This is a genomic window from Konateibacter massiliensis (assembly GCF_900184995.1).
Lineage (GTDB): Bacteria > Bacillota > Clostridia > Lachnospirales > Lachnospiraceae > Lachnotalea > Lachnotalea massiliensis.
Genome location: NZ_LT860099.1, coordinates 2,970,532 through 2,987,364, shown reverse-complemented (window position 1 = coordinate 2,987,364; position 16,833 = coordinate 2,970,532). Strand labels below are relative to the sequence as shown.

14 protein-coding genes are annotated in these 16,833 nt (G+C 42.0%); 1 reads left to right on the top strand and 13 read right to left on the bottom strand.

Annotated features, from left to right (window positions below):
- Positions 1-16 precede the first annotated feature (16 nt).
- The gene (gene gmd, locus CTY48_RS19300) at positions 17-1,090 is read right to left on the bottom strand and encodes a GDP-mannose 4,6-dehydratase (RefSeq protein WP_099470056.1); all 1,074 of its coding nucleotides are present in this window, start codon (positions 1,088-1,090) and stop codon (positions 17-19) included.
- 366 nt (positions 1,091-1,456) lie between these two features.
- On the opposite strand from gmd, the gene CTY48_RS19295 reads away from it, so the two are divergent.
- Entirely contained in the window at positions 1,457-1,657 is a 201-nt protein-coding gene (locus tag CTY48_RS19295; RefSeq protein ID WP_099470055.1) for a cold-shock protein, read from the top strand.
- 165 nt (positions 1,658-1,822) lie between these two features.
- Here CTY48_RS19295 and hisA read toward each other — a convergent pair whose 3' ends face one another.
- The 12 genes from hisA to purM form a co-directional block, all read right to left on the bottom strand.
- Positions 1,823-2,599 (bottom strand): phosphoribosylformimino-5-aminoimidazole carboxamide ribotide isomerase, encoded by a 777-nt coding sequence (gene hisA / locus CTY48_RS19290; RefSeq protein ID WP_099470054.1) that lies wholly within the window; start codon positions 2,597-2,599, stop codon positions 1,823-1,825.
- A gap of 167 nt (positions 2,600-2,766) precedes the next feature.
- A complete protein-coding gene (locus tag CTY48_RS19285; RefSeq protein ID WP_099470053.1) occupies positions 2,767-3,162 on the bottom strand; it encodes a hypothetical protein in 396 nt (131 codons plus the stop codon).
- A gap of 73 nt (positions 3,163-3,235) precedes the next feature.
- Positions 3,236-3,817 carry a DUF4340 domain-containing protein gene (locus tag CTY48_RS19280; protein WP_180272788.1) on the bottom strand — a complete coding sequence of 194 codons (582 nt, stop codon included), beginning with the start codon at positions 3,815-3,817 and terminating at the stop codon, positions 3,236-3,238.
- Positions 3,817-5,277, bottom strand: coding sequence for a GldG family protein (locus CTY48_RS19275; RefSeq protein ID WP_099470051.1), 1,461 nt, complete (start codon positions 5,275-5,277; stop codon positions 3,817-3,819). Before CTY48_RS19275 ends, CTY48_RS19280 begins: the two co-directional genes overlap by 1 nt.
- 12 nt (positions 5,278-5,289) lie before the next feature.
- Complete coding sequence (locus tag CTY48_RS19270; protein ID WP_099470050.1) at positions 5,290-6,153, bottom strand: ABC-2 transporter permease; 864 nt, start codon at positions 6,151-6,153, stop codon at positions 5,290-5,292.
- The gene (locus CTY48_RS19265; protein ID WP_099470049.1) at positions 6,137-7,144 is read right to left on the bottom strand and encodes an ABC transporter ATP-binding protein; all 1,008 of its coding nucleotides are present in this window, start codon (positions 7,142-7,144) and stop codon (positions 6,137-6,139) included. Before CTY48_RS19265 ends, CTY48_RS19270 begins: the two co-directional genes overlap by 17 nt.
- Before the next feature lie 332 nt (positions 7,145-7,476).
- On the bottom strand, positions 7,477-9,438 hold the full coding sequence (locus CTY48_RS19260; RefSeq protein WP_099470048.1) for a fructose-1,6-bisphosphatase: 1,962 nt from the start codon (positions 9,436-9,438) through the stop codon (positions 7,477-7,479).
- A 127-nt stretch (positions 9,439-9,565) separates the two neighbouring features.
- The gene (locus tag CTY48_RS19255) at positions 9,566-11,647 is read right to left on the bottom strand and encodes a beta-galactosidase (protein ID WP_099470047.1); all 2,082 of its coding nucleotides are present in this window, start codon (positions 11,645-11,647) and stop codon (positions 9,566-9,568) included.
- A 31-nt stretch (positions 11,648-11,678) separates the two neighbouring features.
- The gene (locus CTY48_RS19250; protein WP_099470046.1) at positions 11,679-13,754 is read right to left on the bottom strand and encodes a glycosyl hydrolase 115 family protein; all 2,076 of its coding nucleotides are present in this window, start codon (positions 13,752-13,754) and stop codon (positions 11,679-11,681) included.
- Positions 13,755-13,879: 125 nt separating this feature from the next.
- On the bottom strand, positions 13,880-15,151 hold the full coding sequence (gene purD, locus CTY48_RS19245; protein WP_099470045.1) for a phosphoribosylamine--glycine ligase: 1,272 nt from the start codon (positions 15,149-15,151) through the stop codon (positions 13,880-13,882).
- A 22-nt stretch (positions 15,152-15,173) separates the two neighbouring features.
- Entirely contained in the window at positions 15,174-15,797 is a 624-nt protein-coding gene (purN, locus tag CTY48_RS19240; RefSeq protein ID WP_099470044.1) for a phosphoribosylglycinamide formyltransferase, read from the bottom strand.
- Entirely contained in the window at positions 15,791-16,816 is a 1,026-nt protein-coding gene (purM, locus tag CTY48_RS19235; protein WP_099470043.1) for a phosphoribosylformylglycinamidine cyclo-ligase, read from the bottom strand. Before purM ends, purN begins: the two co-directional genes overlap by 7 nt.
- Positions 16,817-16,833 lie beyond the last annotated feature (17 nt).

The window sequence follows — 16,833 nt, the reverse complement described above, 5'->3', positions numbered from 1 at the left end:
TAACAAAGCAAGCTGCTTATCCGATTTTTTCAATCAGGCTGAATTGATTTACTCCGATTTCTGCCTTGCTAAGCTGTTCCAAATCCGATGCCATCATCATTTTTACCAGTTCCTCAAAGGTTGTCTTTCTCTTCCAATCCAGCTCTTTTTCTGCCTTAGCCGCATTTCCCCATAAAAATTCAACCTCTGCCGGTCTATAAAATACAGGGTCCACATCCACTAATAGTTTTCCTGTCTTTTTGTCATAACCCTTTTCATTGATGCCTTCACCGTCCCAGTTTAATTCTGTTCCGATTTCCGCAAATGCTAAATCTACAAATTCTCTTACTGTGTGAGTTTCTCCTGTCGCCAGCACATAATCATCTGGCTTATCTTGCTGGAGCATTCTCCACATGCCTTCTACATAGTCTCCTGCAAAGCCCCAGTCTCTCTTTGCATTTAGATTTCCAAGGGACAGTTTGTCCTGCAATCCAAGATGGATAGCGGAAGCTGCTCTTGTAATCTTTCTTGTCACAAAGTTTTCTCCTCTGCGCGGTGATTCGTGGTTAAATAAAATACCGTTTGATGCAAATAAGTTATAGGACTCCCTGTAATTTACTGTAATCCAGTAGGAATATAACTTTGCAGCACCATATGGGCTCTTTGGATAGAATGGAGTTTTCTCACTCTGCGGCGCTGTTTCCGGCAATCCTCCAAATAATTCTGAGGTGGATGCCTGATAGAATCTTGCATCTTTATTCAAAAGATGAATTGCTTCCAGCAGCCTAAGTGTTCCGACACCCGTTACGTCCGCTGTATATTCCGGCACCTCAAAGGATACACCTACATGAGACTGCGCTCCTAAATTATAGATTTCGTCCGGCTTTATTTTGTATAAAAGCTGGTTGAGATTACTGGAATCTGATAAATCTCCATAGTGGAGCTGAAATTTAGAATCCTGATTCTGTAATAAATGCTTGATTCTTTCCACGTTTGTGCTGCTATGTCTTCGAATAATTCCGTGTACCTCATAGCCTTTCTCTAATAAAAGCTCCGTCAAATAAGAGCCGTCCTGCCCTGTCACACCTGTTATTAACGCTGTCTTTCCCATTCTATTCCTCCGTTATTTTATATTTCATCGTTATGTTTAATCTTGCTTTATTTTCATTCCAACGTTTTCTAATATATCACATTATTTTTATAATAATAATAGATTTATTTGCTCTAAAAAGGTAAAATCTTGCTAGGGTAGTTATTTCTTTCACATATTCCTCTGTATTTCCTGTCGCTTTTTGTATTTATTTGTTATTTTTTCCTAAACAAAACAATTTTATCATCCTGTTATTTGTAACTTTTATACCAAATTTTTAAAATTTCTTCTTTACAATTGGAATATTTTATGATATTCTTTAAACATGTTGTAGGAAAAACAACATGAACTATTTACTTTTTTTATTTATTATGGAGGTATATTATTATGAACAAAGGTACAGTTAAATGGTTTAATAACCAAAAGGGATATGGATTTATTTCTGACGAAGCAGGAAACGATGTATTTGTACATTATTCAGGCCTTGTGATGGACGGATTTAAATCATTAGAAGAAGGACAGGCTGTTGAATTTGAAATCGTAAACGGCGCAAAAGGTCCTCAGGCTACTAACGTAAACAAATTATAATCAGTCTTTCAAGATGTGCCTTTTTCATTAATATAAATTTCGATTTTTTATTTTTGATTAAAGCTATTGTAGGTGACTAAAACAAAAAGCGCGCACTCGCATGATCGGTATCACTGATACATTTCATGCAAGTGCGCATCTTTTTTGCTTTATAAAAGTAGCAGTTCAGTTACTCATAAATCGAAGTACTTCCTGATAAGGCATTTTTCCGCCAAATAAATCAAGAGCACTCCCTATTGTCACATCCAATTTATTTTGTCCCAAATCCTTTAATTCTTTTAAATCAGCAAAGTTGCCTACTCCTCCGGCATAAGTAACCGGAATTTTTCCCCAGCCTCCAAGCATTTTCGCAAGCTCTTTTTCAATGCCCTGCGCCTTTCCTTCCACATCAACCGCATGAATCAAAAACTCATCACAGTATTTACCAAAAAAGTCAAGCGTTTCCTCATTCACTATGACATCCGTATAGTTCTGCCAGCGATCCGTTACAATATAATATTGCTCTCCACGTCTCCTACAGCTTAAATCAAGCACAAGGCGCTCTTTCCCCACCTCGCTTTTTATTTTCTCAAGATTAGGCATATGAATCTTTCCGCCTTGAAATACATAAGAGGTCACAATGACATGACTCGCACCTGCATCCAAATAATCCGCCGCATTCTCCGCCTGTATTCCTCCGCCAATCTGCAAGCCGCCCTTATACGCATTCAGCGCCATGACTGCCTGTTTTTTGGTTGCCTCGTAGTATTCGGATTCTCTGCTGTTCAAAAGAATAATATGTCCGCCCTTTAAGCCGTCTTTTTCATAAAAATATGCATAGTATTCCGCATCCATTTCCGAAACATAGTTTTCAACTGCCTGATTTTTTTCATCTGTAAGACTTCCGCCCACAATCTGTTTCACCTTACCGTTATGAATATCAATACATGGTCTGAATTTCATGATTTCCTCCTATGTACATTTCCCAAAAACTTTCCTAATGATAACAAGATAAAGCTGCTTGCAGCTTCACTTGTCATGAATTAAAAAGCCAAGCAAAACGATCCGTTTCGCTTAGCTTTCTATTTTATTATATACAACTTATCATTTTAACACAAGAATTTCTTCTATCACTGATTGGTAGTCGTTTTGTTTGTTGTGGTATCATTGGTTGTGGCCGCTTTGTCCGTGGTCGTATTATTATCTACCGCATCTTCCACTTTATCTCCTACCTTGTCAGCTGCATCTCCTACATCTTCAGCCACTTCTCCCACAACACCCTTGTTATCATCCGTTGTCGTGGTTGTTGTATCCTTCGTTGTGTCCGTTGTTGTAGTTCCTGTATTTCCGTCCGCTTTATTTGTGTCCGTTGTCGTCGTTCCGGTTGTTTTGTCCGTCGTCGTTCCGGTTGTTGTGCCCGTGCCTGTCGTATTATCCTTTGTTGTATCTGTCGTTGTACATGCGGTCAGGCAGCCAATGGCAACAACTAAAATTGCACCAACACATAGCTTTTTAAACTTTTTCATAATTGACTTCTCCTTTACATATTAAATTTCAATATTAATATGCACGTAAAATCAATTTTTTATACTTGTCAAATTAATCCTGTGTTATTTCATCTGTTGTCTCATCCTCTGCCGCTTTTAAATCCTCAATTGTTTTTTGAAAAGATGTCGCAAACGTTCCGACTAGATATACTGTATTATTGTCACTTTTCTTCATATAATATTCACTGACTGTCTGGTTTTCATTTCCAATTTCATAAGAAATCGTAGTTCCGTCCGTATCAGTCACAGAAATCACATTTGCCGGCTCATCGAGTCCGTATTGTGACAAATCGGCTGCATTTTCTTCCACAAGCCTTGTTGCTTCCACACTTTCAAAATTTTTTATTAAATTTTCCACTAAAATCTGATCAAGTTCGGTTCCCGCTTCGTTCGCGCAGTACCATGTATCGCCGTCCTTGCTAAATACATATGTAGTCCCGTCATAAATATAGGAAAAGGAGGCAATTTTATCTGTTTCAACAGAATTTATGATGATGGTGTCGGCGGCTTCCTCCTGCGCTTCTTTCTCCTCATTGTCCTTGTTAATTTTTTCAACAACGAAATAAGCAGCAATCGCAAGAATCAACAGAACGAGCAAAGAGATTAGTTTTACCGTTTTATTCTTTTTCGTCATTACTTCTTTCTCCTTCTCAACCATACAACAATTCCTGTAACAACCACTGCCAGCGGCAGTAAAATCATTGCAACAAAGCTCCAGAAGTTAACCTGTGCTGCGCTTAGTACCAGTTTTGCGCTGTCCATGCTCTTTGAGTGGATTGTAATACCGCTTTCATGCTCTGTCAGCCAGTTGAACGAATTTAAAATAAAATCATGGTTACCGCCTGCTACCGTCTTATTTGCAGAATCGTCCATTAAGTAATCAGATGTTGTCAAAATAACTTTGCTCTCTGTGCTGTCATCAATTGTATTTGTGATTGCCACTGACAAATCAAACGGTCCGTCAGTATCGCCGTCCTGCTTCTCTGTCGTGGAAGTCTCAGACGTCAAAAGCTTTCCATATGCCGAATCCGTCGTACTTAGCAAAGGAACAATTGATATTGTCTCTGCTTTCGTGTCAAGCTGTTTGATACCCAAAGCATATGGCAGTAATACTCTTTCTTTTGCCGTGCTAAGCGGTGATGTAATTTCATGGCTGTCAAGCATTGGTGCCAAATAGTGATTGTATGGCGCTGCATAGTAGTTTGAATCCCCTTCAAATACAATTTCACTTGTCTTTTCCACACCGAGAGTCGCTAAGAGATTATCAAGGTTTGGCAACTCCTCCTCCTGATAACCGGAAACAATAAAGGCATCACCGCCGCCATTTAAATAGGCTGTTATTTTATCTGCTTCCTCCGTTGAGATATCGTTTAACGGGGAATAAATCAAAAGGCATGCACAGTCCTCCGGAACCGCCTCATTAGTCATAAGACTAAGTGTCTCCACCGTGATATTTTGTTTTTCAATTTGCTCCTGCAAATCACTTGACAGGGTTTGTTCATTATGTCCTTCCAACGCGTAGACAACCGGAAGATTATCGGAGGTTACAAAGTCAATCGCACTTGTAAGCTGACCCTCTCCGTCAAATTCTGTTGTGGATTCATAGGTCGTATAGTCTGTTGTTGTCTGGAAAATATCGCTGTAATCAACCACCTTGGAGCGCTTTGCACTCTCCACAACAAGACTGTTTTCATTTAACTGGTCTGTCGTATAACCGGATAAAAAATTCGGGTATAGGACAGGGTCCTTGTACTCCACCTTAATACTGGAAGATAACGCCTTATATTTATCCAACAGCTCCACAATGGTACTGTCCTCATTTCCTGTCTGTGCAACAAGATAAATCGTTACATCATCCTCAAGACTGCCAAGCAGGCTGGTCGTCTCCTCCGATATGCTGAATAACTGCGTATCGCTTAAGTCAAACTTTGTGTAGGTGGATGGCAGATTGTTGATAACCAAATTGACAATTACAATAATCGCCAGCACCAGTGCTGTCACAGCCATGCTGTAGGATCCGTTTCTCAAGCTTTTTTTATTTATGAATTTAGGCTCCTTCGGCCCTTTGTTTTTTAAATCATCTATTATTTTCATTTTAACCTCCTGCTAGCTCCAACGTCTTTTTTGTAATGACTGAACGGTGAGGAATATAAATAATACGATAACGGAGCAATAGTATACAACTCCCGTAACATCAAATATTCCGTTAACAAAGTTCTCATATCTGGAGGCAAGGTCAATTACATTTAATATTTTTCCGATTGAGCTTGCAAAAAGAGTCGATTTATATAAATACAGGATAAGCATAATCGCTTCAAACGCCACACCTACTGCTGCGGAAAAAACAAGATTTCTTGTCATGTTGTATGCCACAAGCGCTATAATCAGGACAATTATCGTAAATCCGATAAAGGAGGCAATGGCACTGCTTGAAACAAACTGGGTAAGTCCCGTAATCATATAACTGACAAGCAAGGTTCCGAAACCGATTACCGCTGCAATTACCTGGCTCTCCGTCAAGGAGGAGACAAACATTCCCACCGCAAGATACGCTGCACCCAGAAGGTAATATCCTATAATGGAAGTATAAGCCATAGGAAATGCCACCGTTCCAAACTGAGACAATAAAAGTGGGTAGAAGCAAAACAGTACAACCGGTATCGTGAATATCGTCAATATGGCAAAATATTTTCCCAAAATGATATCCAGTACTTTTACCGGTGCTGTGAGCAGAATCTGGTCAGTCTTTTGCTTCTTTTCCTCTGCCAGAAGGCGCATGGTCAAAATAGGCACTACAATCAAGAAGGCAAAGACGGAGGAGGATAATACATATCCAAAATGAGCATAACCGTACGTTAAATTATAGGCTGTAAAATAAATACCAACCAAAAACATGATGAATGCCATGAAAATATATCCCGTCATGGAGGTCAGATACGCTTTTAACTCTCTCTTATAAATTGCTGTCATCTTCTTTTTCCTCCTCTTCCTCATCCTCTTCAAAAGATTGATTTTCCTCTACTTCCTTGTTTCCTCCTGTCAGTTCGAGGAATACGTCCTCAAGAGACATATTGGAGGTCTTCATGGAAAGAATCGGGCATTTTGCTTCTGCCATTTTATAAAAAACAACTTCCCTCACATCCACCTGCTCTGCTGTTTTTAGGGAGATGTCAACTGCATCTGCCTCCACAGAATGATGTATTGTAAATTCCTGAATTTCTTCTATTGACGCAAGTATTTCTTCCACCTGTTTTTCTTCGCCCTTTATCGTCAAATCCAAAGAGTTTGTTCCTGCCATAAGCTTTCCTAAGTTTTCCGGCGTATCACTTGCCACCAGCTTTCCCTTTGAAATAATCATAACGTAGTCGCATACCGCACTAACCTCGGATAGAATATGTGAACTTAAAATAACCGTGTGCTTCTTGCCTAAACTCTTAATCAAATCTCGGATTTCAATAATCTGCTTCGGGTCAAGACCTACGGTAGGCTCGTCTAAAATAATAACCTCCGGGTAGCCCAGTATCGCCTGTGCAAGTCCGACTCTTTGCTTATAACCCTTGGACAGATTCTTAATCAGCCTGTTGCCGACATCCTCAATCTTTGTCAGCTTCATAACCTCCTCAATCATGCCCTCTCGCTCTTTTTTCTCTATTTTCTTTAATTCTGCTGCAAATTTCAAATACTCATATGGCGTCATATCCATATAGAGAGGGGGTATCTCGGGCAGGTAACCAATCGATTTTTTTGCCAGCTCCGGCTCCTCAAAGATATCATGTCCATTGATGATAACCTCTCCGCCGGACGCCGCTATGTAGCCCGTAATAATATTCATTGTTGTTGATTTTCCGGCTCCGTTTGGTCCTAAGAAGCCATAGATTTGTCCCTTTTCTACCTTAAAACTCAAATTGTCTACCGCGACATTGTCCGCGTACCTTTTCACAAGGTTTTTCACTTCTATCAATTTTATGACCCTCCTAATTATAGTATAAGGAATGTGTATTATTTTTACACTTTTGAGAATATTTTCTAAACAATATAAGAAAGTGTGAGCTTTGCTCATACTTCGCGCCCGAGCGGGTTGCGAAGCAACAACTTCCACTCCGCGAGGTGCGCAAAAATAGTTTTTATATCAATAGGAAATTGCAAAGCAATTTCCTATGATATAAAAAAATACACATTTAATTACCCATGTAGTAGCATAGTAATAAAATGTGTATTTTATGAAATGTTTCTGTGTATTTTTTATGAACTCACTCGACAGCTTTTTACACGTATACTGAGGCTTTACTATCCCTAAGCTTCCTTCTCAATCAGAGTTCCTCGTCTGTATGCGCGGAGAAGTGCTTCCAATTCATGGATTTTCTCCTTCAACTCTTTTCCGATATCTGTATCACCCACACATCTTCTCGTCGGAAAGCTCTCCACAATCGTTGTGTCAGAATGGATGTCTTTTTCATTTACGATTGCGTCCTCTGCCGACTCAAAAGGCTCATGCGATACAAGACGGAGTCCGACGGAATTGGATATCAGTGTGTAGCCTGCAATCCCGGTTTTTCTCTGATACGCCTTGGAAAAACCACCATCGATAATCAGCAGCTTTCCGTTGCACTTAATCGGATTTTCACCCTTTTTCAGCTCCACCGGCATATGCCCGTTGATAATATGTCCGATCTCACTATCCACACCAAATTCCTCCAGTATGCGGTTCACCACCGCTTCCTCCTCAAGCATGGAATAATAGTGATTTTTCTTTTCCTTATGCATTTCTTCCTCGCTTAGGAAGTAACATTCGAACGTCGCCATCTTGGCTTTTCCAAACAGCGGAGAATTCTCATTCGACCAGATATACCACATGATATCCTGCCCTTTTTGTCTTACCTCCGTATTCTCCTCGCTGTAATAGCCCTTTCTTGCGCAATTCTCCAGATAGTCATACCACGCTCTGCCGCTGTACTGCTTTCCAAACAGCGTCACCGTCTTAAAGCTTCCGTCCTCATTCAGAGGAACACAGCCGTGATAGAGGAGATTGGAATTATATACCTTGTACAGGCTTCCCTTTGCAAATAAAAAGCGGACATGCTTTTGCAGCTTCTCACACTTTTGAAATGCGGATTTGAGCCGTTCCATGACCTGCTCCTCCTCCTCAGTAAGCTGATAAGGATTTGCCCTGTCGATTGTCGGAAAATTACTGTCTAGCAGCTCATATTCCTGCCCGTCAATAACAATCGTGTTCTTGTCAAAATCAATTTTATCCAAAAGCAATCTGCTCTCCATCGCAAAGTCGCTTCTTCGCATAATCAACTGGCCCTCCAGCTTAAACTGGATGACGGTTATCGCTTTATGCATTTTGCTGTCAATCTCCAAATCCTTCTCATCATAATTGCATGCAGAGCTGTCAACCTGAAAACGCTGGCAGGTGTCATCTTTATATGTATTTAAGGCAAAGGTTGCAAGAGGAATCAGATTAATGCCATATCCCTCTTCCAACATATCGAGGTTTCCGTGCTTTGCTGAAATCCGGACCACATTCGCAATACATGCCGGATGTCCGGAAGCTGCTCCCATCCACAGAATATCGTGATTTCCCCACTGAATATCCACAGAGTGATAGTCCATCAGCGTATCCATAATGATATGCGGTCCCGGTCCTCTGTCAAAAATATCTCCAATAATATGTAAGTGGTCGATCACAAGCCGCTGTATCAGTTTGCTCAGGGCAATGATAAACTCCTTCGCCCGCCCAATCCGAATAATTGTATTGATAATCTCGTTGTAATAGCCTTCTTTATCCAAAACCTCTGCTTTTTCCGTAATAAGCTCCTCGATAATATAAGAAAAATCCTTCGGCAGCGCCTTTCGCACCTTTGAGCGGGTATATTTTGACGCCACCCGCTTGCTGATCAGAATCAGCCGGTGCAATGTAATTTTATACCAATCCTCAATGTTTTCTTCCTGTTTTAATACCATTTCAATCTTTTGCTCCGGATAATAAATAAGAGTGGCTAGCATCTTTTTATCGCGGCTGCTCAATGTATTTCCAAACGCATCATTAATTTTTCGAATGACCGATCCCGATCCATTTTTCAGTACATGCAAAAATTGTTCATCTGCCCCATGAATATCAGTCAAGAAATGCTCTGTCCCCTTTGGTAAGTTCAAAATAGACTGTAAGTTGATAATCTCCGTCGAAGCCGCCGCTATGGTTGGATAAAGATTTGCAATACTTTTTAAATATTTAAGTTCCAAATCATTCATTTTAAATGCCTCCATATATTGTATCTACATATTTCATTGCATAAAGCCAACGGCTGGTAGCAATATTTTTTCAATTATACTGTAACACAAAAAAGAAGCCGTGAAAACCTTAAATACTGTTAATTAATTAACTTATCACACTATTTCCAGGAAAAGAATACACCTTTGTCTCATAGGACTTTAGTATAACCTCGCCCATTACGGCTTCTTGGCTGTCAACATCGTGCATTTCCTTTTTGAGAAAAATAGTCTGTTCCTCCTTGCTGTAATTTAACACAAAAAGATAATGGGCTCCTTCTTTTTTGCGCAACACAATCTCACAATCCTTTGGCGCCGCTAAGAGGCTTTCAAAAGGACGGATTACACTCGTATATTCCAAAATTGCCGTTGCAATCTCTCTGGTGAATACACCTCCTAAATGTAGTACCTTCCCTTTTCCGTAATTATTCTCTAACAGTGCAGGGCTTCCTTCATAATAGCTGCCGCCAAAAGTACCTAACACCTTTGCCTCCTCCGCTTCTAAAACATCATTGAATATCGGCATTTCATATTGTTTCTCATTCCATGCTAAGGTGACTTTCTCCTCCGGTCTGACCCATGTAAACTCTCTTATATTTCCTCCTGTCAGCTTTCTCAACTGTGCAGGTGCCGGCTCCATCTTGCAATGCCCGTTCTCATTTTTATAATCGCTCTTACAGCCCATACACAAAATACCGCCGTTTTCTACATATCGCTCCAACACCTCTTGCTCCCCTTCGCCCACGATAGAAGCGTGCAGATAAAATACAACCGGAAACTTTTCTAACTTTTCCAGATTTTCCTGCAAGTCATCGCCCAGATAGATGATATCAAACGGTGTATGGGAGAGCTGCGCGGCGCAAAAAATTTCCTGTTCACTGAAGGATTGCACCTTTTGATGCGATACATCCGCTTCCTCATCCCAAACATTATCGTAGCTCTTTATGAGTCCAAAGGAAGCAAAAAAATCTGCTCCTGCCATCTCCTCGATTTTTTCGAGACGCTCTGCTATCTGCTTTACCTCTGCCGTCTTTCGATTATCCCGATTGTCGTAATCCAAAATACCCTGCCAATAAATCTCCGTGCCGATACAGCTTGTTCTCCACCTGAAAAAGCTGACAAAATCCGCTCCGTGCGCAATACTTTGCATCGCCCAAAGCATCATCTGGCCCGGCTTTGGTGCAGGCGCCTCCATTCGGTCATTCCAGCCGTTTGCTCCAGACTGCTGCTCCATTATGCCAAAATGCGATGAAACCGAGCGAACCTCTGTCAGGTTTTTGGACCATTTTCTGTCATTTAGGTTGTTTGATTTTTGTGGGTCACTGTTCAGCGCATAGGCAAAATTCGGATAAGAGTCATAGGTGTAGGTATCAAGGCACTCCTTCGTCATCTTATGGTTGTCCAAATGACCAAACATACCGTTTGTTGTGATAAAATCCCCCTCTTTTACATACTCCCTCAAAATATCACTCTGCATTTTACAAAACGCTATCGTACTTTCCGATATAAAACGGATATAATCCAGCTTTTGATGAGGATTAAAGCCGTTGTTCACGGTTAAGCGCGGTGCATATATCTGTGCCCAGTCAGAGTAGGTCTGATTCCAGAAGTTTGTTCCCCAAGCAGCATTCAACGCTTCCAGTTTTTTATATCGCTCTTTCAGATACACGCGAAATGCCTCGTGGTCGCTCTCCGAATAAAATACGTCCACCTCACAATTTAGCTCGTTGTCAATCTGCCAGCCCACAATATTGGGGTGACTCCCGTAGTGCTCTCCTAGCTTTCTCACGATTCTGGCACTAAGCTCCCGATATTTAGATGAATTGTAATTGTAATGCCGTCTGGCACCGTGGTTATACAAATCTCCGTTGATTGCCGCATTTAAGACTTCTGGGTATTTCTGGGTAAGCCAAGCGGGAGGCGTTGCGGTCGGTGTTCCGAAAATCACCTTCATCCCCTCCTGCTTCACAACCTCCATAAACTCATCAAAGAAGGCAAACACAAATGTCCCCTCTTCCGGCTCAAATTTATTCCAGGCAAACTCTGCAATTCGGATTGTCTGAATGCCTAGCTCCTTCATGCGCCGTAAATCGTCCTGCCAATACTTCTTATCCCAATGTTCCGGATAATAGCACACGCCAAGCCCTATTTTGCTCCATACATTTCCCTTTTTGCTGCCGATACCTTTCATTTAAAAAGCCCTCCTAATTTATTATAACGATTTACATCATTTCCTTTTCCCGCATCACCTCATAAAGCTCTTGATCCGTCATATGATTATCCGTGACAAGCAAAAGAAATACCTTCTGATCCTCCTTCGCGTAGCAATAACCGTGATACCATGAGTCATGGCGTACATTGTCCCCCAGCTCACGGACAAGACCCATCACCTTTCTTATCATATAGGCGGTATGCTTTAAATCTGCAAAGCAGTCATTCAGATAAAAATTATCCCACACTCCATATTCGGCTGCCCGCATCTCCTTGTCTGCAACATCAAAGCATTCTGCACTTCGTCCGAATAAAACAAAGGCTTTTTTATAATCCCGCTCCTCAAAGAAGCGGTATGCCTCACCAAACAGTACAACTCCCTTTACGCCGTAATAATGAATTTTTGCCTGTAAGAGAAGAGTCGCGTCAAAAAGCTCTTTTTCCGCTTTGGCAAGCTCCCCGCTTATCTCCTCACATTTTTTATAATATTCTTCCAGCCTGTTAAACCCGTTTTGGCATAGCTCGCATACTCTTTTTACCTGCTCTGCCAAGGTGCCCTCCCCTGCAATCCAGTAAAGGGGCTCCGCATTCTTTGACCTGTCCACCAAAAGCTGGTGTGCAATAATTCTCAAATTTTCCGTGTAAAACTGCTCTCCCATATGGTCATCTTCATTCTCACCATAAGAAATCATTGCCTGCGGATAAGCCTCATAGTATTGTGCTATGCTTTTGTTTCCTGCATAATAATCAGCCGCAAATTCCCTGCTTTGCACCGCATCATCAATCTTTCTTCCAAACCATTTTTTCCTAACTGCGTCCAGATAGTAGGTATGAGGGCGCACATTAGAACAGTTAATCACCCAGAAATCATCCCCGCCATTTTCTATTACTTGTGTAAGCTCTCTATCCACAAAATCGACAGAATTTGGAAGCATGGTAATGTGATTTGCCGCCTGTAAATCATAAAAAGAAACATGATAATAAATTCCCTGCGCACCGCTGTCCTTCTTGTCCGGCATGGAAGAGACCCTGACACAGTGGTTGTCACGTCTTCTTGTCACCATTCTGCCAAAGCCGTTGTCAGCTCTGACCTTGATAATATCCTCATCTAGGTCGATATATCCCTGCTCGTATAACTCCATGATTTCACCATAAAGATTCGTGCAAAATACTGGGGAAGCCACATGCTTTTTTACGATATCACACTGCTTTTTAATCAGCTCACTTATCAAACGTCCTTGCTTTTGGGGCGTATCAAACTGACCGCTCGTATCGGTATGCCAAAACGGCACATCTCCCTGCCCACGAAAACAGAGATTCCAAACAACCTTACAGTCTTTTTGCTCTAAGACCGCATCCTCCCACAGCTTATAGAAAAGCTCCGGATGCTCCATAAAGTTAGGCTCCGTATCCGGATAAGCGCGAACAAACATCTCCGCTCCGAGAGGTTCCGCATGATGATGTGTAATCCACAATCCCATCTCTGCCGCCATCGCTCTGTTTCTGCGCGACATCGTGTCTGTCCCCGGAATTGCCATATTTCCGCCGCACCTTAAAAGTGCCTCCAATGCCATCTTCCAGCCGTCCACACCATTTTCATTATACTTCCACTTCATCATCAGTACTTCATCATTATAAAACCAGCCGCGAAAACGCACTGCTGCCTTTTCAGACTTATGGCGTACTGCTTTAAGCTCTATGCTTGTCCTCTTTTCTATCTTTTGATCCATCCAAAACCAAAATGGTTTAATGCCTAAATAGTGTTCACTGATATATAATAAGCCATAGATAAAGCCTAAATCGTCACCTGCGGTCACGCTTACCTGACTGTCCTCTACCTTCAGGACAAATTGCTCTTCCTGCAGCACTTCTTCTTTCAGTATGATTTCATTTGCCGGACAGGTGCTGTCCGAAAACACCTTATCCCTATCTCTCTCCAATATGCAGATTGCATTTAAAACAGGTTTACTCATGGTCTTAGCTGTAATTACAGTATTTTTGCTAAACATAAACATGGCGGTATCCTCACTTTTCTTTTTTTGCTGAATCTCTTCTGCCTTTTTATCGTGTTTACCTGCTTTTATCATATCACAACTGTAATATATTTCATTCTTATTCTTGACTAAAACATTGCATATATTGACCTTTTAGGTACAAAAAAGGAACTGCTCTACAAACAGTTCCTTTTTTGTACTAACACTACGAAAGGCTCTTACGCCTCATCAATTGCTTTTCCGATATCATTTCTGCAATATTTATTGGCAAAATCCACCCATTTTACTGCATCATAGGCATTCGCCCTTGCTTCCTTCAAATCAGCTCCTTTGGCTGTTATACCGATGACACGTCCTCCGTTTGTGACAATGCCTTTGTCCGTTTTCTTCGTTCCTGCATGGAAAGCATAATAGCCATCCTTCTCTTTAAAAGCATCCAGTCCTGAGATTACGAGTCCCTTATCATAAGCAACCGGATAGCCCTCTGACGCCAGCACGACACATACAGCTGCATTATCCTCAAACTGCAAATCTATCTGGTCTAACGTGCCGTCAATACAGGCTTCAAATACTTCCACAATATCATTTTTCATTCGAGGCAGAACAACCTGTGCCTCCGGGTCTCCAAAGCGTGCATTGTACTCCAACACTTTAGGTCCTTTCTCCGTCAGCATCAGTCCGAAGAAAATAATCCCCTTAAATTCTCTGCCCTCTGCTGCCATCGCATCTACCGTCGCCTGATAAACATACTTCTTACAAAATTCATCCACTTCCTCTGTGTAGAAAGGACTCGGTGAAAACGTACCCATACCGCCTGTATTTAAGCCTTGGTCGCCGTCCAATGCCCTCTTATGGTCCTGAGCCGAAGTCATTGTCTTAATCGTCTTTCCGTCCACATAAGACAGCACGGAAACCTCCCTGCCTGTCATAAATTCTTCTACAACCATCTGGGTTCCGGCATCACCAAACTGTTTGTCGAGCATGATGGCTTTGACACCTTCCCTTGCTTCCTCCAGAGTATTGCAAATTAATACACCTTTTCCCAGTGCCAGCCCGTCCGCTTTTAAAACAAGCGGAAACTCTGCCTTCTCCAGATAGGCAATCGCTTTATCCGGGTCATCAAAGTTTTCATATGCCGCTGTCGGGATATTATATTTTTTCATCAAATCCTTGGAAAAAGCCTTAGAGCCTTCCAGAAACGCTGCATTCTTTCTAGGTCCGAACACGCGCATTCCTGCCGCCTCGAACACATCCACAACTCCTCCTACCAAAGGATCGTCCATGCCGATTACCGTCAAATCAATCTCTTTTTCCTTCGCAAATGCCAACAGCTCGTCAAACTCCATCGCGCCGATATCGACACACTCTGCATACTCTTCAATTCCTGCATTGCCCGGAGCACAGTAAATTTTATCTACCTTGCTGCTTTGGGATACCTTCCATGCGATGGCATGTTCTCTTCCGCCGCTTCCAACAATTAATACTTTCATCGAATTCCTCCGCTCTGTGGACTTATTTCGTCACTACCTTACCGTCTGTCACCTGTATTTTCTGATTAGCAATCAAATCAATCGCCTTTGGCATAATCACCCACTCTGCCTCCTCCATCACACGCTTTTGGAGTATTTCAGGAGTGTCCTGTTCCTTTACTTCTACTGCCTTTTGGAGGATAATCGGGCCGGTATCCGTCCCTGCATCCACAAAATGCACGGTAGCACCGCTTACCTTCACACCGCGCGCCAGTGCCTCCTCGTGAACCTTCAGCCCATAATAGCCTTTTCCGCAAAATGCCGGTATAAGAGACGGATGGACATTGATAATACGGTTTACATAAGTTTCCACCATCTTCTGCGGCAGTACGACCAAGAAGCCTGCAAGCACAATGAGGTCTGCCTGATAGGCCTCGATGGTGCTTAATAATGTCTCATTAAAAAGCTCTCTCGTCTCAAAATCCTTCGGAGAAATGCACTCCGCAGGAATTTGGTTTTGCCTTGCACGCTCTAATGCATAGGCATTTTTGTTATTGCTGATTACAACTTCTATTTTTGCATTCGTGATTGTTTTCTTTTCTATCCCGTCAATAATCGCTTGGAGGTTCGTACCTCCGCCTGATACGAGCACCGCTATTTTTAGCATAATGTAACTCCTGTTTCGCCGTCCTCAACCGCACCGATTATCATCGCTTCCTCGCCTGCCTCTTTGATTGCGGCAAGCGTTTTTTCGGTATCTTCTTTCTTCACCGCAACGATCATTCCGATACCCATGTTGTAGGTGTTGTACATCATTTCTTCTGCGATGTCACCCTTGCTTGCAAGCATTTTGAAAATAGCAGGAACCTCATAGCTGTTCTTATTGATTATGGCACGCTTTCCTTCCGGCAGCATTCTCGGTACATTTTCATAGAAACCGCCGCCTGTGATATGGCTGCATGCTTTTATGGTAACACCCGCATTTTTAACGCCTCTAAGCGCCTTTACATAGATTTTGGTCGGTGCCAAAAGTGCCTCGCCAAGTGTCGTTTGAAGCTCCTCGTAGTATGTATTTAACGACTCTTTGGTCATATCAAATACTTTTCTTACAAGAGAAAAACCGTTGCTGTGAACGCCTGAGGATTTTATTCCGATTAATACGTCCCCTGCCTGTAAATTCTTGCCGGTAATTAAATCTTTCTCGTCAACCACACCTACCGCGAAGCCTGCAAGGTCATATTCGTCCTCCGGATAAAAGCCCGGCATCTCTGCCGTCTCACCGCCGATCAATGCAGCATTTGACTGCTGACAGCCCTCTGCAACACCTTTTACAATCATCGCAATCTTCTCCGGTTCATTTTTGCCGCACGCAATATAGTCCAAGAAAAACAGCGGCTCACCGCCTGCACAGGCAATGTCATTCACACACATCGCAACACAGTCAATGCCGATGGTGTCATGCTTATCCAAAATAAAAGCAAGCTTTAATTTGGTTCCGACTCCATCCGTTCCCGATACAAGGGTAGGTTTCTCCATATTTTTAAATGCTTCCATGGAAAATGCTCCTGAAAATCCTCCGATGTTCGTTAAAACCTCCGGACGCATTGTCTTTTTGATATGCTCCTTCATGAGCTCTACTGATTTGTATCCTGCTTCAATGTCCACGCCTGCTTTTTTGTAATCCATTTTTCTTCCTCCTAGAT